The organism is Flavihumibacter profundi (assembly GCF_020076305.1).
Lineage (GTDB): Bacteria > Bacteroidota > Bacteroidia > Chitinophagales > Chitinophagaceae > Flavihumibacter > Flavihumibacter profundi.
On sequence record NZ_JAIQXE010000002.1, the window covers coordinates 1,036,933 to 1,055,391 of the forward strand.

Consider the following 18,459-nt stretch of genomic DNA (forward strand, 5'->3'; position numbering starts at 1 on the left):
TTATCTAAGGCGATCAAGGCTTTTGATCAGTTTTTCGTCTTTCCTGATGGCACTTGCAGCCATGAACAGGAAAATCACCATGGCGATAGGTAACAATCCGCCCCACTGGTAACTTCCTTGTTGAATAGGGTTGGCCTTTTTAAATCCTTCAATAGAGTAAACCTGTAAAGCGATCACGACAGCAGAAAGCAGGGCCCCTGTTATTGCCAGTTTATATTGGGTGGGCCTTTTTTTGTACAGGAAAATAGTCACCACAGATAAACAGGCAATGCCAACAATAAGGGCAAAAGTCAGCAGGCTTTCCGTAGCTAAAAAACTACGTTTAGTCTGGTCAGTAAGGGTAGCAGAGAATAAGGGTACTTTGGCCATGGTAAATCCGCAAATTGCGGCCAGTGCAAGCCATACAGACTGAATTCTTTGGATCATGGTTTTGACGGGTTATTGCCGTAAAGATATATAAATTGGGTATTAACAGTATTTGCATCCTCATAATAAAACCAGGCAGCAATGGCTGAATAGTTATAAGTTTCAAGACTTGTTTCACTGAGCCTGAAATTTTTTTGCCTGAGCATTCCGGTTATATAACTTTCTGGTTTATTGAAACCACAATTGTATGCAGATGCATAGAACTTTATTTTTTCCCCAGCGGTATTCCAATGTTTTTTTGCGTAGGTTTTATCCATCCATTGAAGGAAACGGCGCAGGTAAGTGAATTGTCCTTCTGCACTGTTGAGCAGGTCAACCCGTTCTTTACGGTTTGCGATGGTTTCAGGTTCAACAGGTTGTTGTTGGCTAAAGTTTACATCAAGTTGCTCGGCAAACGAAGGTTTCATCTGGAACGGACCGATGGAGAAGTCGGCATAATCCTTCCCAAACTGGATATATAAAACCTGTAGCGCAAATAATTCTATCTTATCCCGCAACCTGCTGTAGCGAAGGAGTTCAGGAAAAATAACAGCCATGGCCAGCCGTTTATCATAACCATCCTGTTCCAGTTTTTTCCAATGCGCTTCACTGGAATGCAGCCATTCTTTTGCGCTGGTATAATCTGTGCCAAAATCATGCGCATCCAGTTGCTGGGCCCGGATGGGATTCCCTTGTAATACTACAAATAAGAGCAGTGGAATAAACCGGGTTACCATGGTATCGTACTTTGGATAACTTCGTTGTTTTCGTTAATGTGCAGGTAATGAAGTTTTGTACCTGTAGCTGATTTTTCTACAGTAGGCAGAATGCCACGGGGAATTTTTGACCCATCGGAAAATTCCAGTCCACTTGCTGAAACAACACAATATTTTGTTGCGTCGCCACTGAATAATAATTGACTGTCGCTGTTAGTGTTCTTTAGGGTATGAATCACTTTGCCGTCTTTGATGATATTGGTCACCGAATTATTTTGCTGGTCTTTCCCGGGTTCCATCACTACAATGGTTTTGTTATCGTACAGTTCAAATGCCTTTGCGTCCATGCTGAAGGGCCCCTGTTTGTTTCCTGCCTCGGTATAAAAGGTTTTTTTGCCATCCTGCTCCATTCCTTCAAAGATAAAATTACCGGACTGTTCGTTTTTTTTGATCATGACCATCATAGGCCCCTTGACCTGGAATTTTTTTCCTCCGGGCATTTGTGTTGCAGTAAATGCCAGGTTTCCATCATTGTCTGCCACCATGGTTACGTAGGCCAACCGGTTCCTTTTTTTATCTATTGCAATAGAAGAGGGCACTTCTCCCGGGGGGAGCGTAGCAATTACCTTGTTGTCAACTTTTATTGTCATATTACCCTGGGGAGTCATGCCCATTTCCGGTTTGCCATCTTTATCTCCCGGTTCTTCAAACTGGTACACATCGCTTTTCCTGATCCCGCTTGGGGGCAGGTTTTCCAGCGGGACCTTTTCAAATGGGCCCGCTTTCCCTTTTTCCGTGTTCACAAAAAATTTGTTTCCCTTTTTAGTAATAATAGAAAACCCTTCAGTGCCGGACCCGCCTACTTTCAATTGTGATTCACTGCTAACAATATATTCTCCCTGGTCCAGCTTGAAGATAACTTTGTCTGCAGGCAAAATAATGTTGGCGAAAGCAATTATTGCCAGGAGGATGCTAAACTTCATAACTGTATTTTTTTATGATGTATAAACGAAATGAGGGAGGTTACTTAAAGGTAAGCAATCCAACAAAAATGCGCCTCCTGTTATTGGAAGCGCATTTTTTATATGGTAAACCGTTGGAATTCCGGTTATCCTAGTTGCGGATAAAGGGGGAACTGGTCCATGAAATCGTGCACCTCATTTTTTACGGCATTAAGTAACGCTTCATCGTCGGCGTTCATCAATACACGGTCAATGGCGTTTACTACAAATTCCATGTGCCCGGCTTTCATGCCGCGGGAAGTAATGGCTGGAACGCCCACCCTGATACCCGAAGTAACGAAAGCACTTTTATCATCGAAGGGAACCATGTTTTTATTTAGGGTGATTTCCGCTTTGCCCAGCACTTGCTCGGCCTTTTTGCCACTGATATTTTTATTACGGAGGTCGATCAGCATCAGGTGGTTGTCGGTGCCATCGCTGATGATTTTGTAATTGCGGCTAACCAGGGCGGCAGACATAGCCTGTGCGTTCTCAATAATTTGTTTTGCGTAGCTGGTAAAATCATCGCTAAGCAGTTCCCCGAAAGCAACTGCTTTTCCGGCGATCACATGTTCCAGCGGACCACCCTGTGTGCCTGGGAAAACAGCCATATCGAGCAGGTTGCTCATCATACGGATATTTCCTTTTACATCTTTAAGTCCAAATGGGTTTTCAAAATCCTTGCCCAGCAGAATGATACCGCCACGGGGTCCACGCAGTGTCTTGTGGGTGGTGGAAGTCACAAAATGGCAATGTTCAAAAGGGGAATTGAGGAGGCCTTTTGCAATGAGTCCGGCCGGGTGGGCCATATCACAAAGAACGAAGGCGCCAACTTCATCGGCCACTTTGCGGATGCGGGCATAATCCCAGTCGCGGCTATAGGCGGAAGCGCCGCAGATAATCAGTTTGGGTTTTTGTTCACGGGCCACTTTTTCCAGCATATCATAATCAACCAGGCCGGTTTCCCTTACAACGCCGTAGAAATGGGGCTGGTACAATTTTCCGGAAAAGTTAACTGCCGAACCATGGGTGAGGTGACCACCCATGCTGAGGTCGAGTCCCAGGATTTTATCACCGGGGTTTAAGATAGCCAGCATTACTGCTGCGTTAGCCTGCGCGCCGCTGTGTGGCTGCACATTGGCATATTCACAGTTAAATGCCTGTTTAATGCGGTCGATGGCAAGTTGTTCAACCTGGTCAACTATTTCACAACCGCCATAATAGCGGCGGCCGGGGTAACCTTCAGCATATTTATTCGTAAGGACACTGCCCATGGCCTGCATTACAGGAAGGGAAGTGAAGTTTTCGGAAGCGATAAGTTCAATACCATGACGTTGCCTTTCTAATTCCTGGCGGATCAGGTCAAAAACCAGCGTATCGGGTTGCATGCGGTAAAAATTTGGCGCAAAAATACAGGATCTGCAGGGAATTATTATAGAATAGAAAGGCCATCCCAAAAGGGACGGCCGTAAAATAAACCAACTGCATATTTATAACACACTTATAGACTTTGGCGTTGATTTCGCCTGCTCTGTTATTTTAGGGACATTTAATTTAAGGATACCATCTTCATATTGGGCATTGATTCCATCAACCTGAGCATTTTCCGGCAGGGTAAATGTGCGGTTGAAACTATTCCTTTGGTATTCCCTCCTGAAGTAATTTTTTTCTTCCCCTGTTGTTTCCGTGCTTGACTCGGCACTTATCTTAAGCAAGTCTCCTTCAAGGTTGACCGAAAAGTCTGTTTTCAGGAACCCCGGTGCCACAACTTCAATCTGGTAGGCTTTTTCCGTTTCAGAGATATTAACAGCCGGCATTTTTTTACTGAATTCCGTCATTAACTTATCGTTGAAAATCCGATCAACATCAAGCCAGTCTGTCCAAGGCCTGGCTATTGGAAGTTTTCCGATTGTCAGGTTTGCCATAAACACCTCCTTATTTTTAATAATGTAAAGGTCCGGTATCTTCGGAAGGCAGACAATATCATTGCTCATATGGACGACTGATTTTTATCATGTGCTTTTTTCCTATTTTCACGCCACGTTGAGGCCAGCCATTAAGGCCTTCGAAAAATCTTTCGAATGAAAGCGATTATCCCCGTAGCAGGTGCAGGCACCAAGTTGCGCCCCCATACCTATACACAACCCAAGGCCCTGATACCCCTGGCGGGTAAAACAATATTGAGTATAATTGTCGACCAGCTTGTGGATGCCGGCGTAAATGAATTTATTTTTATTATTGGTTACCTCGGCGATAAGATCCAGGATTTTGTCAGGGAAAAGTACCCCACCCTTACCACGCATTTCATCCAGCAGAATGAAAGGCTGGGGCTCGGGCATGCGGTTTTGTTGTCACAAAATATTGTTCAGGATGATGAAGTAATCATTGTACTTGGGGATAGTATTTGTGAATATGATGTTCAATCTGTTATCCAGAGCGAACATTCCCTGCTTTGTGTAAAGCGAGTGGATGACCCCCGTGATTTCGGTGTGGCTGAAATAAATGAAGAAGGTGTGATTACCAAAGTGGTGGAGAAGCCACAGATCCCGAAATCAAATATGGCCCTGGTGGGTATTTACAGGATCAGGGAAACCCCGGTACTTTTTGATTGTCTCGCAATCAACCTGCGCGATAATATTACTTCCTACGGTGAATTTAACCTTACCGACGCTATAGAATGCATGATTACCCGGGGTGCATATATTAAATCGTATAAAGTACTGAACTGGTTCGACTGCGGTAAAAAAGAATCGTTGCTGGAGAGTAATGCGACATTGCTCCGTAAAATGGGACAAACCATTGCGGCTGATCACCAACTTGGCAATACTATTATAGTTCCGCCGGTTAGCATTGCAGCCGGTTGTGATATTTCCAACAGCATAATCGGGCCAAATGTTGCCATCGGCGAATGCGTTACCATCAAAGATTCTATTATCAAGGATTCCATTATTGGCGCTTTCTCCGACCTGAAAGACATTGTCCTCACCCACTCACTGATCGGGTCTGATACCGAAGTGCGTGGTGAAAGCCGTAGCCTGAATATCGGCGACAATACTGAGATCGACCTGGGGAAACGTTAATGCATAATCGAAAATATGTCTTCCTTTAATAATCGTGTAACCGCATTATTCGGTATCGACTATCCCATAATACAGGCAGGTATGGTATGGACAAGCGGATGGCGCCTGGCCAGTGCTGTTAGCAATTCAGGTGCATTGGGGATCATCGGGGCGGGAAGTATGTATCCTGATGTATTCCGCGAGCATGTCAGGAAATGTAAAGCAGCTACTTCGCGGTCATTTGGGGTAAACCTTCCCTTGCTGTATCCCAATATTGACCAGTTGGTAGCGATATTAATAGAAGAAGGCGTTAAAATTGTTTTTACTTCGGCAGGCAACCCAAAAACCTGGACAGGCTTTTTAAAACAAAAAGGGATAACGGTTGTTCACGTGGTCAGCAGCAGCAGGTTTGCGCTTAAAGCGGAAGAAGCGGGTTGCGATGCCGTAGTTGCGGAAGGGTTTGAAGCCGGTGGCCATAATGGTCGTGAAGAAACCACCAGTATGGTATTAATTCCCGCTGTAGCGTCAGCAGTGAAAGTCCCGGTTATTGCTGCCGGAGGTATCGCAACAGGCCGGCAAATGATGGCAGCCATGGTACTCGGTGCCGAAGGGGTGCAGGTTGGTACAAGGTTTGTGGCCAGTATTGAGGCTTCGAACCATGAGGCATTTAAGGAACTGGTGATCCATACCGGTGAAGGGGATACCCAGTTATGTATGAAGAAACTGGTGCCAGTACGGCTTATTAAGAACAAGTTTTTTTCAAAAATCCGGGCTGCCGAGCAGCGCGGTGCGAATGAAGAAGAATTGAGGCAGATCCTGGGTCGGGCGCGGGCGAAAAAAGGCATGTTTGAAGGTGACCTGGAAGAGGGTGAACTGGAGATCGGGCAGGTCAGTGCGTTGGTAAAAGAAATTCTTCCTGCCGGAGAAATTGTCCGATTTTTATGGCGTGAATTTGAAGACGCTGTGGAAGCTCCATTTCTTAAAAAATAAACCTGTCTGTATGTTTAATTTCTATTCCATTATTATAATGGCGGGCCTATTGGCAACCACCCAATTGGCGATAGCATCACCAGGTGAAATTTTAGGGAAAGATGGAGTGGTTCATGGTTACGTAGTAGATGCCACAACACATAAACCTGTTTCTGGAGTTGTTGTATCGGCAGCTTCCGCAAAAACCGGGATCAGCAGGGAAGTTGCTACCAATGCCGACGGATATTTTAAGTTTAAGCAATTGCCAGCTGGTGATTTGTCAATACAGTTCGATAAAAAGGGCTACCACAATATCCGCAAGGAACCGGTAGCCCTGAAAGAAGGAATGGTGTTAAAAATGAACATTGATTTTATCTCAGAAAAAACTGCCGTTGAATCACCCGTTGAATTAGATCATCCGGTACTGCGGCTTGTTGATGGAATCTGGTGATTAATCCTCCACTTTAAAGTTATCCTCCTCATTTTTCAGCCTTATGTTGTCATGCCTGAAATATGACCGGTATCGGTCAGTTACTGATGCGGGTTGTTTTTTGCCATTGATGATAAGTTCACCACCAGAAAATTCGATATCGTAATTTTTGGGATCGGTGATAAGCCCTTCATTTTGCATGGCACCAACCATTGTTTTATAACCTATAAATTCTTTTCGGGTGCTTAATAGTTCCTGGTGGGCCTTATTTAGGCTTGCTTTTATCATTGGACCGTTGGTCCGGATTTCTTCTTTTGCCCTTGCTATTTCCTTTGCCATTACTTCTTTGTTTTTTTGCAGATCCAATTTCATTTTGGCCATTTGTTCCCTTAGTTCTTTTTCATTCACTTTGCTGATTTCCATGGATGCCTTTTTTACTTCTTCCATGGCTTGTTTCATTTCCTTTTCCCAGTCTTTTTTGGCAAATTCTTTTTCGATTTCAATTTTGGTAGCCGAAAGTTCATCCTGCATTTTTTCAAGGTCAAGCTGCCGGCTTAGCTGAATTTTTTGCACTTCACGGATTGACCGTTCTGCTTCTTTCATGGCTTTTTCAACCTGGGCTTCAATTTCTTTGGTATTGATGCGTGCCAGGGAGTTCGCCATTTCCGCCTCCATTTTGCCCCAGTCTTTACTACTGATTTCCTGTTGTAATTCCTGCTGGGCTTTTTCCAGTTGCTTTATCTGGTCATCAAGGCTTTGCGGTTTATCGGGAATGGTATCGGCGGCATAGAGGTCAAAATTGATACCGGCCGAATGTACCAGTGTCCCTCTCCAGCTGATGGCAGTAAGTGAAAGGCCAATGAATAAGGCAACCTGAAGCATTTTGCGGGGAGATTTAATGAATTTGTACATAGCGTTTGGTTTTAATTACGAATAAATTCGTAATAAATATACGATTCATTTCGTATGTCTTGTATTATTCAGACGGCGCAGCAAATAATTAACAGGATGTTTGGAAAGGGAAAGATTTAAGGGTGGTCCATTTACCGGGGTCGAGCCTCAAGAGGCTGATATCATTGAGAGGGCATTGCGCTTTATAGGAAATGTATGAAAACCTGGCAAAGGCCTCATCAAATTTTGCCGGGGGGATATCGCGGTTGGCAATGGTGATATGCGGATGAAAGTTAAGACCAGTGGTTTTGCCCTTGGTCGGGAATTCGTGGTAGAATAAACTGCTTAATAATTGGTATAGTATTTCAAGGGGTTTGTTTTTTTCCACTGCAAGGAATATGGTGCGCCGGCCAAAAATACCAAACCCGTTTACTGAAACTTCCATTGCAGGTTGTTGCTGGGTAAATTCCTCCAGGAATTCTAACAACTTCAGTTCCTCGGCCTGGTTTGCATTAAATGGTGGGATAAGTGTAATATGGGCAGGACTTTTCAACGCAGCCCGGCAACCATATTTAAAGTGCATATCATTTTTCCATTGCAGTACCTGGTCTGCGATAACAGGTGGAGCCAGTAAGGCTATAAAATATAGTTTCATTATCCACGCATTGCCCATTTCCAAAGTTCTTTCCAGTTGGCCTTCTTGCCATACATAAGTATACCGGTGCGGTATATTCGTGAAGCAAGCCATGTGGTTCCCATAATTCCCAGCACCAGTAATAACAGCGATAAGGCGATCTGCCAGGCGGGCACACCATAGGGTAGCCTCGCCATCATTACAATGGGAGAGGACAAAGGGAAGAGGCTACCAAAAATAGCAAGTCCCCCATCCGGATTATTGATAGCCTGGGTCATTATCACAAACGAAAAAATAATGGGCATTGTAATCGGCAGCATTAATGACTGGGCGTCTTGCGGATCTTCATTTACTGCACTTCCAACCGCAGCAAACATGGCTGAATACAATAAATAGCCGCCAAGAAAATACAATATAAATAGGGCAAGGATCTTTCCGATATTTATATCATGCATGTTTTTCAGGATTTCTTTCACCATTTCCATTTGCTGGCTGTTATTGTTAGCCGCAGAAATATTGCCGGCATTATTTACAGCATGGTCAAGTAGTTGCGGATATATTACCGGTAAAAGCATTTGCAGTCCAATGATCAGCACGCCCCATATTAGGAATTGCACCAATCCAACTGCACCAATCCCGATAATTTTTCCCAGCATCAGCTGGTAGGGCCGAACGCTGCTCACCATCACTTCGGCAATACGGCTGGTTTTTTCTTCCATAACACCACGCATCACCATGGCACCATAAATGAATAGTATAGCATAAATTAAAATACCGCAAATGAATCCCAGCGCATATGCGAAACCAGTACTGCCACTTTTTTGCCCGGCTTTGGAAACTTTCAGGGTAATATCACTCCTGGTACTATCCAGCTGGCCAAGGGTTATTCCAGGGGCAAGTAATTTTTGCACCTGTATTTTCTCCAGGGCTTTATTAAGGGTGGATTGAATTTTTTCCTTTGTCATCAATCCCACATTTGAATTACTGGTATATAAGAGGCTATCGCCGGGTTTGCCGCTGAATCCGGCAGGGATAATTATATAACCGGTATAATCATTATTGTTCAGGAGTGTTTGAAGGGCAGCAGGATCCTGTTCTTTTATGAAACTGAACCTGATGGTTTCTGAACTTTCCAGTTTTCCCTCCAGTAATCCGGTTTGGTCTGCCACGGCAACTTTCAGGTTCTCTTCACCCTTTACACTGAAATAAATAATCAGTGCGTAGAAACCAAAAATGAAGAGCGGTAAAAGAATGGTGGACAGTAAAAAAGATTTTTTCTGTACCCTGCTTAAGAATTCCCTTCTGATTATAATAAATGTCTTATTCATGGAAAAGGTCTATAGGTATTAGGCAGAAATGGGTTGAAACTGGCGGGTGGCAGATTGCTTATCATGTACCAGTTTAATAAAAATGTCATTTAATGATGGCAGGATCTCGTTAAATCCTTTAATGGCCACACCCTGTGAAATAAGCTGCGATAAAAAGTCATTGGTACTGGTTTGTGGTTGCAGCTGGATGGTCCATTCATCGCCTTCTTGCCCAAGGATGCTGAAACCCGAAGCTCCTGGTATTTGGGGGTTTTCCGCTACGATAACGCGGTACAGGTTTTCCTTGAATTGTTGCCTGATATCGCTTACTTTACCATCCAGTATTTTTCGGCCTTTGTTGATCAATACGATTTGATCGCAGATTTCCTCGACCTGCTCCATCCGGTGCGTACTGAATATGATGGTGCATCCTTTTTTAGCGAGCTGGTAAATTTCTTCCTTGATCAAATTGGAATTAACCGGGTCAAGTCCACTGAAAGGCTCATCCAGGATGATCAGTTTAGGTTCATGCAGCACAGTAGTAACAAACTGCAGTTTTTGTCCCATTCCTTTGCTGAGGTCTTCCACCTTTTTATTCCACCAGCTTTGCATTTCAAATTTCTCGAACCATTCTTTCACTTTTAGTATGGCAGTATTGCGGGGAAGTCCCTTTAATTGCGCAAGGTATACAGCCTGCTCGCCTATTTTCATTTTTTTATACAGGCCCCGTTCTTCCGGCATGTATCCGATACGGATAATATCATTGATGGCATCAAAAGGGCGGCCTTCGAATATGATATTGCCTTCATCGGGGAAAAAAATACCTGTGATCATGCGCAGCAGCGTGGTTTTTCCTGCGCCATTAGGGCCCAGTAATCCAAATATGCTGCCCTCTTCTATAGAAAAACTGATATCGTCCACGGCTTTTTGCGTGGCATAATATTTTTTCAGGTGTTGCACCTCCAGCAAAGCCATATGCACAAGTTTTGGTTTGATTTGGGTTGTCCATCGATTGGTAACAAAAGATGGCCATTTATTACAAAGCTGCATTAAATTCTTTACCAGTCAACCTCGAAATGATGCAGCGACTGATTTTTTCACCATCCATGGCAGCGCTTACGATGCCGCCTGCATAACCGGCTCCTTCACCCGCCGGGTAAAGGCCCTTTAACTGTGGATGCTGCAGGGTTTGAGGGTCGCGCGGAATACGCACGGGGGAAGAAGTACGCGATTCGGTAGCAACAATAACCGCTTCCTTGCTGTAATAACCCCGCATTTTCTGGCCAAAAGCCCCGAATCCTTCTGCAAGGCCCTGGAAAATAAATCCGGGTAATACATCCCATAAGGGTGCTGGTGTAATGCCGGGCAGGTAAGAACAATCGGGCAAACTGGAGGAAACCTTCCGGCTAACGAAATCGGTCATACGAAGTGCAGGCGCAACAAACCGGCCTCCGCCATACTGGAAGGCTTTTTGTTCCACGGCCTGCTGGAATTGCATGGCAGCAAGCGGTCCTGCTTTGGTGCCGTAGTCCTTTTCTTCTACCGACACTACCATTCCGGAATTGGCGAAAGGGTTGTTTCTTTTGGAAGGACTCCAGCCATTGACCACCAATTCACCCGGATTTGTGGCAGCTGGAGCGATAATGCCTCCGGGGCACATGCAAAAAGAAAACACGCCCCGGCCCTGCACCTGTTGTACCAGGCTATAAGAAGCAGGGGGTAAATATTCACCGCGGCTAACGCAGTGGTATTGGATGCTGTCGATCAGTTCCTGCGGATGTTCGATGCGCACGCCCAGTGCAAATGGTTTTGCTTCAATAAGGATGTTCTGGCGATGCAATAATTCAAAAATATCGCGGGCGGAATGCCCGGTAGCCAATATGACGGCCGCGCCATCAAATCGGTTGCCCGATGATGTTAGAACGCCTGTTATTGTACCATTAACTGACAGTAATTCTGTTACTTTCTGATCGAAAAGAAATTCCCCGCCACATTCGATGATCTGCTTGCGCATGGCGGTGATAATCTGTGGTAATTTATTAGTGCCAATATGCGGGTGGGCCTCATAAAGGATGCGTTCATCGGCCCCGAAGCGCACAAACGCGTGTAAAATGCGATCGATACTGCCGCGTTTATTGGATCGGGTATATAATTTTCCGTCGCTGTATGTGCCAGCCCCGCCTTCCCCAAAGCAGTAATTGCTTTCCGGGTTCACAATTCCCTCCTTATTAAGGATAGCCAGGTCGCGCCTGCGTGCACGTACGTCTTTTCCCCTTTCCAGGATTACAGGCCTGATGCCTTCTTCAATCAATTGCAGGGCAGCAAATAACCCGCAAGGTCCTGCGCCTACAATGATCACCTGGTCCCGGGCCTTACGCACATCGGGGTAATTAAACCGATGAATGCTTCGCTGCTGGAATGGCTCATCAATAAAAGCAAGTGCGGAAAGATTTATACGCACCTGCCTGCCTCTTGCGTCTATTGATTTTTTTATGATATGGAATCCGGAGAGGGAGGATTTCGGCCTGGCAGTTGCCGATGCGAGATGAGTAAGGATAGCCCCGGTATTTTCTGCATCTGCAGGACTGAGTTGTAAATGTATGACTTGTTGCATGGTTAGGTTTTTATCCTAAAACAGGGCAAATATAAATATTATAGGAGGGCGATGGATGTGTCGAGTAGAAATACGTGATTTCTGTTTTACATAACAATTATCAGGGAAAAGCCAACTAACAGGTAAAGAAAAAAAATTGTACCTTATGTATAATCGCATTTGTGGTTTCCAGGATAAAAAATCAGGTTCTTTTGGTGAAATGCGGTTGTGGCTGTGGTCTGGCTGCCTGAACTATGGGAAACCATGAGTTTTAGCAATACGCCAATGGAGTATCACTATAAACCATGGCAGTTGTTACCAAAATGCCGACCCGGGTTATGGCGCAACTGTTGTTGGCATTGAGTTGAAGGGGCAGGTACAGTAAGATAGAAAACAATAATAAGGGGAACAAGGTAAGTGATGAAATTTTGGCAAAGAAGTTACTATATCCTGATTTAGTCTCAGGTGGATATACACATACAGTTTTTGATGCACCTGTTGTGTATAAACTAAATCGTGCAGCAATGTGATTGTGAACCAGGTAGGGGTGTAGGGAATCGTGTCAGCCCGCTTGGAATTTACATTTCAGCGGATTGGTCAAAAAAATTTGGAGGCATTTCACAAGGTTGTTATTGATGAAAAAACACGTGAGTAAAAAATTTTTTTTTCAACAAAAAAATTTGATATTCGTCCCCCTACGTTACTTTTTTCACAATCCGAATACCTGAGAGCAAACCAAACTGTTATTAGAAAAAAACATTCGTAACTCATTATAAAAACTGCACATTCATAAATGACCAAAACCTTAGATACAGTCTGGAGTAGTTGTCTGGAAATCATTAAGGATATCGTGGAGTGGCAGCATTTCAAAACATGGTTTGAACCGATTAAACCCGTAGAACTCAAGAGCACCATTTTAGTAATCCAGGTACCGAGCCAGTTTTTTTATGAGTACCTTGAAGAACATTATGTAAACCTGCTGGCAAAAACTTTGCGCAGGGTTTTGGGTAAAGACGCGCAATTGGAATATCGTATCATGGTAGATAGCGGCAATCACAAGAATAAACCTTTAACAATGGACGTACCCGCCCATGGTTATAAGACCTATTCCAACAATGAAATGGATTTTCCACTGGTTATTAATAACCCGGTGAAGAATCCGTTCGTGATACCCGGATTGAAAAAAATGCAGATCGACCCGCAATTGAATCCTATTTATACGTTTGAAACTTATATTGAAGGTGATTGCAACCGGGTAGCCAGAAGGGCTGGTAAAACTGTTGCAGAAAAACCAGGGGCGAATTCTTTTAATCCATTGGTTATATATGGCGGTGTAGGACTGGGTAAAACCCACCTGGCGCAGGCAATTGGTAATGAGGTTAAACGGGTGAATCCGAATAAAATCGTTTTATATGTGAGTTCGGAGAAATTCATTAACCAGTTTGTTGACCATAGCCGTAATAATGCTATCAATGATTTTATTCATTTTTACCAGTTGATTGACGTACTCATCATTGATGATGTACAGTTTTTCAACCGGGCTGAGAAATCACAGGATGCTTTTTTTGCCATTTTCAACCACCTGCACCAGAGTGGCAAGCAGTTAATCCTTACATCAGACAAAGCGCCTAAAGACCTTGAAGGTGTGCAGGAAAGATTACTTAGCAGGTTCCGCTGGGGATTAAGTGCCGATTTACAGGTGCCTGATTATGAGACCCGGATTGATATCCTGGAGCGGAAGATGAAGAACGACGGACTGGAGATGCCAAGGGAGGTAGTAAAATACCTCGCTTATAATATTAATAGTAATGTCCGGGAGCTGGAAGGTGCGCTGATATCACTTTTGGCACAGTCTTCGCTCAACCGTAGGGAAATCGACCTAGATTTGGCCAAAAAAGTACTCCGTAACTTTGTGAAGACCTCTTCCAAGGAAATCACTATTGAAGCGATCCAGAAAATGGTTTGCGACTATTTTGATGTTCCCTACGAAAAATTATTGCAGAAGACCCGCAAGCGGGAAATCGTGCAGGCCCGGCAGATCACCATGTACCTTGCAAAATCCTTTACAAAGAACTCCCTTAAAACCATCGGTGAGCATTTTGGCGGCCGCGACCACACTACGGTAATCCATAGTTGCCAGACCGTTAAAGACCTTATGGATACGGACAATGTTTTCCGGGAAAATGTGATGGAATTGCAGCAAAAAGTGCAGCTGGCAGCATTATAGGTGAGCTGTAAGCGGTAAACGGTGAGCGGTAGGCCTTGCGTAGTGGACAATTGTCTCTCTGCGGATTTCATAAAATTTTTGAACCTGTTTTTTGGGTGGTAAGTGGGATAATCCCTATTTTTGCGTCCCCTCGAACCAGTTTTGAGGTAGGTTGGTGAGGTGCCTGAGTGGCCGAAAGGGCCGGTTTGCTAAACCGTTGTACGAGCTTAAACTTGTACCGAGGGTTCGAATCCCTCCCTCACCGCTGACTTAAATTGAACCTCCGCCATCAGCGGAGGTTTATTGTTTTTCGCTGTTAACCCCGCTTATAATGGCTCTTGACCAGCCCATTGGAAAATACCTCAGTTCCTGTATGGTTAAAGCAGAGTTCATGGTCAAGCCATCCAAATAAAGGAATACCACTACCTAAAAGCACAGGTATCCTGGTTATTATCAATTCATCGATACAATCTTCCTTCAGGAACTGCTGAATAACTTTTCCGCCATCAACGTAAATATGTGAGAAACCTTTGTTCGAAAGGTATTGGAGCACTTCGTGCGGAGCCAGGGAAAGTACGGTTACCTTTTCCTTTAAATGTTGGGGTAGTTCATTGATAGTGGTACTCAATACGAAGACCTTTTTTTTGAATGGCCATTGCGTGAAACCAAGTACTTTTTCAAAAGTGCTGCGGCCAATAACGTGTGCGTCTATATGCTGCATAAATTTCTCATAGCTGTGGCCAATTTCCGGACTTTCAAATTTTACCAGCCAGTCGATATTGCCATCTTTTCTTGCAATAAAGCCATCAAGACTGGCGCCAATATAAACAGATGCTTTTGTTACCTTACCATTCATGTTTAAGTAAAATTATTTCTACAGTACAAAGTAACTTTTTGAATTGCATCGCGTCATACTTTTTTTGCCAAAGCCCTGATGCTTCAAAAAACAGCTTATGATCAAGAACTTTTTCAAGGTCGCCTGCAGGAACCTGCTCCGGAATAAAGGATTCTCCGCTATTAATATTATTGGATTGGCAATTGGTATGGCCAGCGCTATTCTTATCTTGTTATGGATCCAGAATGAAGTAAGCTATGACCAGTTCCACTCGAATAAGGGCAGGATTTATGAAGCATGGAACAGGGCAAGGTTTGATGGTAAACTCTGGTGCTGGAATACCACCCCTAAAATACTTGCCCGTACCCTGGAGCATGACCTGCCAGAAGTTGAGCGGACAGTGCGGGTAAACTGGAACAGCAACCTGCTTTTTACTGTAGGGGATAAAAAAATCATGAAATCGGGGAATATGGTGGATACCGGTTTCCTGCAGATGTTCAGTTTCCCGATGCTAAAAGGTAATCCGGCCACTGCGTTGAATGATATGCATTCCGTTGTGTTGACTGAAAAGCTGGCGAAAAGTTTATTTGGCAACCAGGATGCCATGGGTAAAGTGATCAAAATTGAGAATAAAGATAATTTCACGGTAACGGGTATCCTGAAAGACCTGCCTAATAATACCCGCTTCGATTTTGAATATTTATTGCCCTGGTCCTATTTGACATACAGGCAGGAAGATGATTCGAGTTGGGGCAATAACAGCACCCGGACCTACGTAATGCTGAAGCAAAATGCAAGTTATGCATCGGTGGAGCCAAAGATTAAAGTCCTGAAACAGCATTACGAGGAAGAAGCAAAAAAAGACAAATGGGAAATGTTTATTTACCCGATTAGTCGCTGGAGGTTGTATTCCAGTTTTACTAACGGGGTGGAAGACAATGGTGGCAGATCCACATTTGTTAAACTTTTTGCCACTATTGCAGCCTTTATACTTTTGATTGCCTGTATCAATTTCATGAACCTGAGTACGGCCCGAAGTGAAAAGCGTGCCAAGGAAGTGGGCATAAGAAAAGTTGTAGGCGCTCAGAAATCATCTCTCATAGGTCAGTTCATTGCGGAATCCATCCTGATTGCATTTATTGCTGCTGTGTTTGCCGTGCTGATTGTTCAACTCAGCCTTCCCGCCTATAATCACCTTACAGATAAAAAACTATTCATCAATTACGGTAGTGGCTGGACCTGGCTGGCCTGCATTGGATTTATTTTATTTACCGGCCTGCTGGCTGGCAGTTACCCTGCATTTTTCCTTTCTTCCTTCCAGCCGGTTAAAGTATTGAAGGGCACGTTTAAAAAGGCGAATGCACTGATCAATCCACGCAAAGTGCTGGTAGTACTTCAGTTTACTTTCGCCATTATACTAATCATTTGCACAATTATTGTGAAGCAGCAGATCGATTATGCCCGAGACCGTGAAACAGGATATAATAAAGATAACCTGATCTATCATTTCATGACAGGTGATATCCCAAAGAATTATCCACTCATTAAAAATGAATTGCTTGAGTCCGGTGTGGCTGTTGCAATAACTAAAACAAGTGCGCCTTTAACCGAAAGCTGGAGTGATGGCTGGGGCCAGGAATGGGAGGGTAAGGACCCGAATGATAAAACAGATTTCGCCAGGTATGTCTGTGATGAGGGATTGGGTAAAACGGCTGGGTTGCAATTTGTACAGGGCCGTGATTTTGACCTGAAACAATTCCCTACCGATTCTACGGGAATGATCATCAATGAGTCTTCCCTGAAAGTGATGAAGTTCAAAGACCCGATTGGCAAGATCGTGAAGGACAACGATATTGAATGGCATATTATAGGTGTAATCAAAGATTTCATCCTGACCAATCCTTATGAGCCAACAAGGCCAATGCTGATTGGAGGTGCAAAAAACAATTGGTTTCAGACCATGCAGATAAAACTGAATGGAAATAACCCGACGGCGCAAAACCTTCAGAAAGCGGAAATTATTTTCAAAAAGTACAATCCTGAATATCCTTTTGATTACAAGTTTGTGGATGAAGAATATGCCCGGAAATTTGAGAACGAGCAAAGGCAGGGCACACTGGCTGCTTTGTTTGCAGCACTCACGATATTTATTTCCTGCCTGGGTTTATTTGGGCTCGCCACTTATATGGCAGAAAACAGGATCAAGGAAATTGGAGTGCGTAAAGTATTAGGTGCATCCGTTACAGGAATCACTGCCTTGTTGTCCAAGGATTTTGTGAAGCTTGTTGTTATTTCATTTTTACTTGCAGCACCCCTGGCCTGGTGGGGTATGCATAATTGGTTACAGGATTATACCTACCGGGTGAGCATTCAATGGTGGGTCTTTGCGGCCGCCTGCGGCTTATCTGTAGCTATTGCTATCATAACAGTAAGCTACCAGGCAATCAGGGCAGCAATTGCCAATCCGGTAAAGAGTTTACGCACAGAATAAAAGCTCCATACATGGATATCCGGTAATGCTGCATCTTCCCGCATACTGGTAAGCCTTCCATAACGTTTAATTAATAAAAAACGAGACAATGCCTGTTGCAATTAATACGAGTCCTGTTATAATGCCGGTATTGTGCGCCCATTTATGCCAGTTGAGATGTAGCATCCTTTTATAAACAATCCGCACCCATAAAAGCATTCCTGCAATACTGATTACCGAATACATTAGTGCTATGCCCGACATTACATGCCAACCCTTGCTTCCTGCTAAAAGGAAATATGCTTCGATTTCCATGCAAGGGGAAAGGAACATGGCTGTTACCAATGCCATTATAATGGCAGTTTTTCCCTTTTTCCTGACCTGGTCCTGCTGCAAATGAAAATGATGATGGATATAGTGCTGCCTCAAAAAATAGAGTCCCATTAAAACCAGGATAGAAGGTCCTATGATTCGTGAAAAGTCCTCTATTTGCGCAGTCAGTTTACTGCCGATCATTCCAAGCAACAAGCCAATAATTAGGGTACTAACAACATGTGAGGTACCTGCAATAAAAGTAATGCGGCTTGTTTTGGCAAGGTTCCACCCTTCTTCTTTACCAATGGCTACAATAGGCAACCAGTGATTGGGAATCACCGCATGTAATAAACTGATTAATAAACTTCCGATAATTATTGAATACATACTGATTCAAAGATCAACTCTTTTTATTTCTCTTTATTTTTTGCTTTTTCATCAATTACTGGAAAATTATAATCCTGTCCGCTTCCATAACAGATGAGAGATGGGTGACCATGCTGCTTCTGAATTTAAGACCTGGTACAGTAAGATGCAGGAAACATCCGGTGTGGATTTTCGGTCTGTTAAAGAAGCCGAGTTACCTGCCTAGTCAACATAACGCAAACTTCTTTCCGAAATCAAACAG

At 43.8% G+C, this 18,459-nt stretch carries 17 protein-coding genes and 1 tRNA gene; 6 read left to right on the forward strand and 12 right to left on the reverse strand.

Translation table 11 applies throughout. The features are described from left to right. From LAQ65_RS14275 to LAQ65_RS14295, 5 genes are all read right to left on the reverse strand, one after another. Entirely contained in the window at positions 1–426 is a 426-nt protein-coding gene (locus LAQ65_RS14275; RefSeq protein WP_224117653.1) for a DUF4293 domain-containing protein, read from the reverse strand. Then, the gene (locus LAQ65_RS14280; protein ID WP_224117654.1) at positions 423–1,142 is read right to left on the reverse strand and encodes a hypothetical protein; all 720 of its coding nucleotides are present in this window, start codon (positions 1,140–1,142) and stop codon (positions 423–425) included. Before LAQ65_RS14280 ends, LAQ65_RS14275 begins: the two co-directional genes overlap by 4 nt. Continuing rightward, positions 1,136–2,104, reverse strand: a complete 969-nt coding sequence (locus LAQ65_RS14285) for a hypothetical protein (protein ID WP_224117655.1) — start codon at positions 2,102–2,104, stop codon at positions 1,136–1,138. The genes LAQ65_RS14280 and LAQ65_RS14285 overlap by 7 nt, the downstream gene beginning before the upstream one ends. Positions 2,105–2,229: 125 nt before the next feature. Further along, entirely contained in the window at positions 2,230–3,510 is a 1,281-nt protein-coding gene (locus LAQ65_RS14290; protein ID WP_224117656.1) for a serine hydroxymethyltransferase, read from the reverse strand. A 102-nt stretch (positions 3,511–3,612) separates the two neighbouring features. After that, a complete protein-coding gene (locus LAQ65_RS14295) occupies positions 3,613–4,047 on the reverse strand; it encodes an Hsp20/alpha crystallin family protein (protein WP_224117657.1) in 435 nt (144 codons plus the stop codon). A gap of 156 nt (positions 4,048–4,203) precedes the next feature. On the opposite strand from LAQ65_RS14295, the gene LAQ65_RS14300 reads away from it, so the two are divergent. Genes LAQ65_RS14300 through LAQ65_RS14310 form a run of 3 tightly spaced genes read left to right on the forward strand, consistent with a single transcriptional unit; the run spans position 4,204 to position 6,601 of the window. Beyond that, entirely contained in the window at positions 4,204–5,202 is a 999-nt protein-coding gene (locus LAQ65_RS14300; RefSeq protein WP_224117658.1) for a sugar phosphate nucleotidyltransferase, read from the forward strand. Positions 5,203–5,217: 15 nt separating this feature from the next. Then, a complete protein-coding gene (locus tag LAQ65_RS14305) occupies positions 5,218–6,171 on the forward strand; it encodes an NAD(P)H-dependent flavin oxidoreductase (protein ID WP_224117659.1) in 954 nt (317 codons plus the stop codon). Positions 6,172–6,181: 10 nt separating this feature from the next. Next, positions 6,182–6,601 carry a carboxypeptidase-like regulatory domain-containing protein gene (locus tag LAQ65_RS14310; protein WP_224117660.1) on the forward strand — a complete coding sequence of 140 codons (420 nt, stop codon included), beginning with the start codon at positions 6,182–6,184 and terminating at the stop codon, positions 6,599–6,601. On the opposite strand, the gene LAQ65_RS14315 is transcribed toward LAQ65_RS14310, so the two are convergent. From LAQ65_RS14315 to LAQ65_RS14335, 5 genes are all read right to left on the reverse strand, one after another. Beyond that, positions 6,602–7,492: a coiled-coil domain-containing protein gene (locus LAQ65_RS14315; protein ID WP_224117661.1), complete on the reverse strand. Its 891-nt coding sequence runs from the start codon at positions 7,490–7,492 to the stop codon at positions 6,602–6,604. It lies immediately after the preceding gene. Between the two features lie 88 nt (positions 7,493–7,580). Continuing rightward, a complete protein-coding gene (locus LAQ65_RS14320; protein WP_224117662.1) occupies positions 7,581–8,126 on the reverse strand; it encodes a 2'-5' RNA ligase family protein in 546 nt (181 codons plus the stop codon). Next, entirely contained in the window at positions 8,126–9,433 is a 1,308-nt protein-coding gene (locus tag LAQ65_RS14325; RefSeq protein WP_224117663.1) for an ABC transporter permease, read from the reverse strand. The genes LAQ65_RS14320 and LAQ65_RS14325 overlap by 1 nt, the downstream gene beginning before the upstream one ends. 18 nt (positions 9,434–9,451) lie before the next feature. Continuing rightward, positions 9,452–10,387, reverse strand: a complete 936-nt coding sequence (locus LAQ65_RS14330) for an ABC transporter ATP-binding protein (protein ID WP_224117664.1) — start codon at positions 10,385–10,387, stop codon at positions 9,452–9,454. Between the two features lie 61 nt (positions 10,388–10,448). Then, positions 10,449–12,026, reverse strand: a complete 1,578-nt coding sequence (locus LAQ65_RS14335; protein WP_224117665.1) for an NAD(P)/FAD-dependent oxidoreductase — start codon at positions 12,024–12,026, stop codon at positions 10,449–10,451. Positions 12,027–12,798: 772 nt separating this feature from the next. Here LAQ65_RS14335 and dnaA point away from each other — a divergent pair. Together dnaA and LAQ65_RS14345 are read left to right on the forward strand one after the other, a co-directional pair. Beyond that, positions 12,799–14,232: a chromosomal replication initiator protein DnaA gene (gene dnaA, locus LAQ65_RS14340; protein WP_224117666.1), complete on the forward strand. Its 1,434-nt coding sequence runs from the start codon at positions 12,799–12,801 to the stop codon at positions 14,230–14,232. A 153-nt stretch (positions 14,233–14,385) separates the two neighbouring features. Further along, positions 14,386–14,476 (forward strand) — tRNA-Ser (locus LAQ65_RS14345). 51 nt (positions 14,477–14,527) lie between these two features. Here LAQ65_RS14345 and LAQ65_RS14350 read toward each other — a convergent pair. Beyond that, positions 14,528–15,067, reverse strand: a complete 540-nt coding sequence (locus LAQ65_RS14350; protein WP_224117667.1) for a dihydrofolate reductase family protein — start codon at positions 15,065–15,067, stop codon at positions 14,528–14,530. A 97-nt stretch (positions 15,068–15,164) separates the two neighbouring features. On the opposite strand from LAQ65_RS14350, the gene LAQ65_RS14355 reads away from it, so the two are divergent. Then, positions 15,165–17,537 carry an ABC transporter permease gene (locus LAQ65_RS14355; protein WP_224117668.1) on the forward strand — a complete coding sequence of 791 codons (2,373 nt, stop codon included), beginning with the start codon at positions 15,165–15,167 and terminating at the stop codon, positions 17,535–17,537. Between the two features lie 66 nt (positions 17,538–17,603). Here the strand turns inward: LAQ65_RS14355 and LAQ65_RS14360 are convergent, their stop codons facing one another. Then, positions 17,604–18,218 carry a hypothetical protein gene (locus tag LAQ65_RS14360; protein ID WP_224117669.1) on the reverse strand — a complete coding sequence of 205 codons (615 nt, stop codon included), beginning with the start codon at positions 18,216–18,218 and terminating at the stop codon, positions 17,604–17,606. Between the last annotated feature and the right edge of the window lie 241 nt (positions 18,219–18,459).

Coding starts and splice junctions, on each gene's coding strand:
- LAQ65_RS14275 (WP_224117653.1), bottom strand. CDS start 426: ATGATCCAAAGAATTCAGTCTGTATGGCTTGCACTGGCCGCAATTTGC.
- LAQ65_RS14280 (WP_224117654.1), bottom strand. CDS start 1,142: ATGGTAACCCGGTTTATTCCACTGCTCTTATTTGTAGTATTACAAGGG.
- LAQ65_RS14285 (WP_224117655.1), bottom strand. CDS start 2,104: ATGAAGTTTAGCATCCTCCTGGCAATAATTGCTTTCGCCAACATTATT.
- LAQ65_RS14290 (WP_224117656.1), bottom strand. CDS start 3,510: ATGCAACCCGATACGCTGGTTTTTGACCTGATCCGCCAGGAATTAGAA.
- LAQ65_RS14295 (WP_224117657.1), bottom strand. CDS start 4,047: ATGGCAAACCTGACAATCGGAAAACTTCCAATAGCCAGGCCTTGGACA.
- LAQ65_RS14300 (WP_224117658.1), top strand. CDS start 4,204: ATGAAAGCGATTATCCCCGTAGCAGGTGCAGGCACCAAGTTGCGCCCC.
- LAQ65_RS14305 (WP_224117659.1), top strand. CDS start 5,218: ATGTCTTCCTTTAATAATCGTGTAACCGCATTATTCGGTATCGACTAT.
- LAQ65_RS14310 (WP_224117660.1), top strand. CDS start 6,182: ATGTTTAATTTCTATTCCATTATTATAATGGCGGGCCTATTGGCAACC.
- LAQ65_RS14315 (WP_224117661.1), bottom strand. CDS start 7,492: ATGTACAAATTCATTAAATCTCCCCGCAAAATGCTTCAGGTTGCCTTA.
- LAQ65_RS14320 (WP_224117662.1), bottom strand. CDS start 8,126: ATGAAACTATATTTTATAGCCTTACTGGCTCCACCTGTTATCGCAGAC.
- LAQ65_RS14325 (WP_224117663.1), bottom strand. CDS start 9,433: ATGAATAAGACATTTATTATAATCAGAAGGGAATTCTTAAGCAGGGTA.
- LAQ65_RS14330 (WP_224117664.1), bottom strand. CDS start 10,387: ATGGCTTTGCTGGAGGTGCAACACCTGAAAAAATATTATGCCACGCAA.
- LAQ65_RS14335 (WP_224117665.1), bottom strand. CDS start 12,026: ATGCAACAAGTCATACATTTACAACTCAGTCCTGCAGATGCAGAAAAT.
- dnaA (WP_224117666.1), top strand. CDS start 12,799: ATGACCAAAACCTTAGATACAGTCTGGAGTAGTTGTCTGGAAATCATT.
- LAQ65_RS14350 (WP_224117667.1), bottom strand. CDS start 15,067: ATGAATGGTAAGGTAACAAAAGCATCTGTTTATATTGGCGCCAGTCTT.
- LAQ65_RS14355 (WP_224117668.1), top strand. CDS start 15,165: ATGATCAAGAACTTTTTCAAGGTCGCCTGCAGGAACCTGCTCCGGAAT.
- LAQ65_RS14360 (WP_224117669.1), bottom strand. CDS start 18,218: ATGTATTCAATAATTATCGGAAGTTTATTAATCAGTTTATTACATGCG.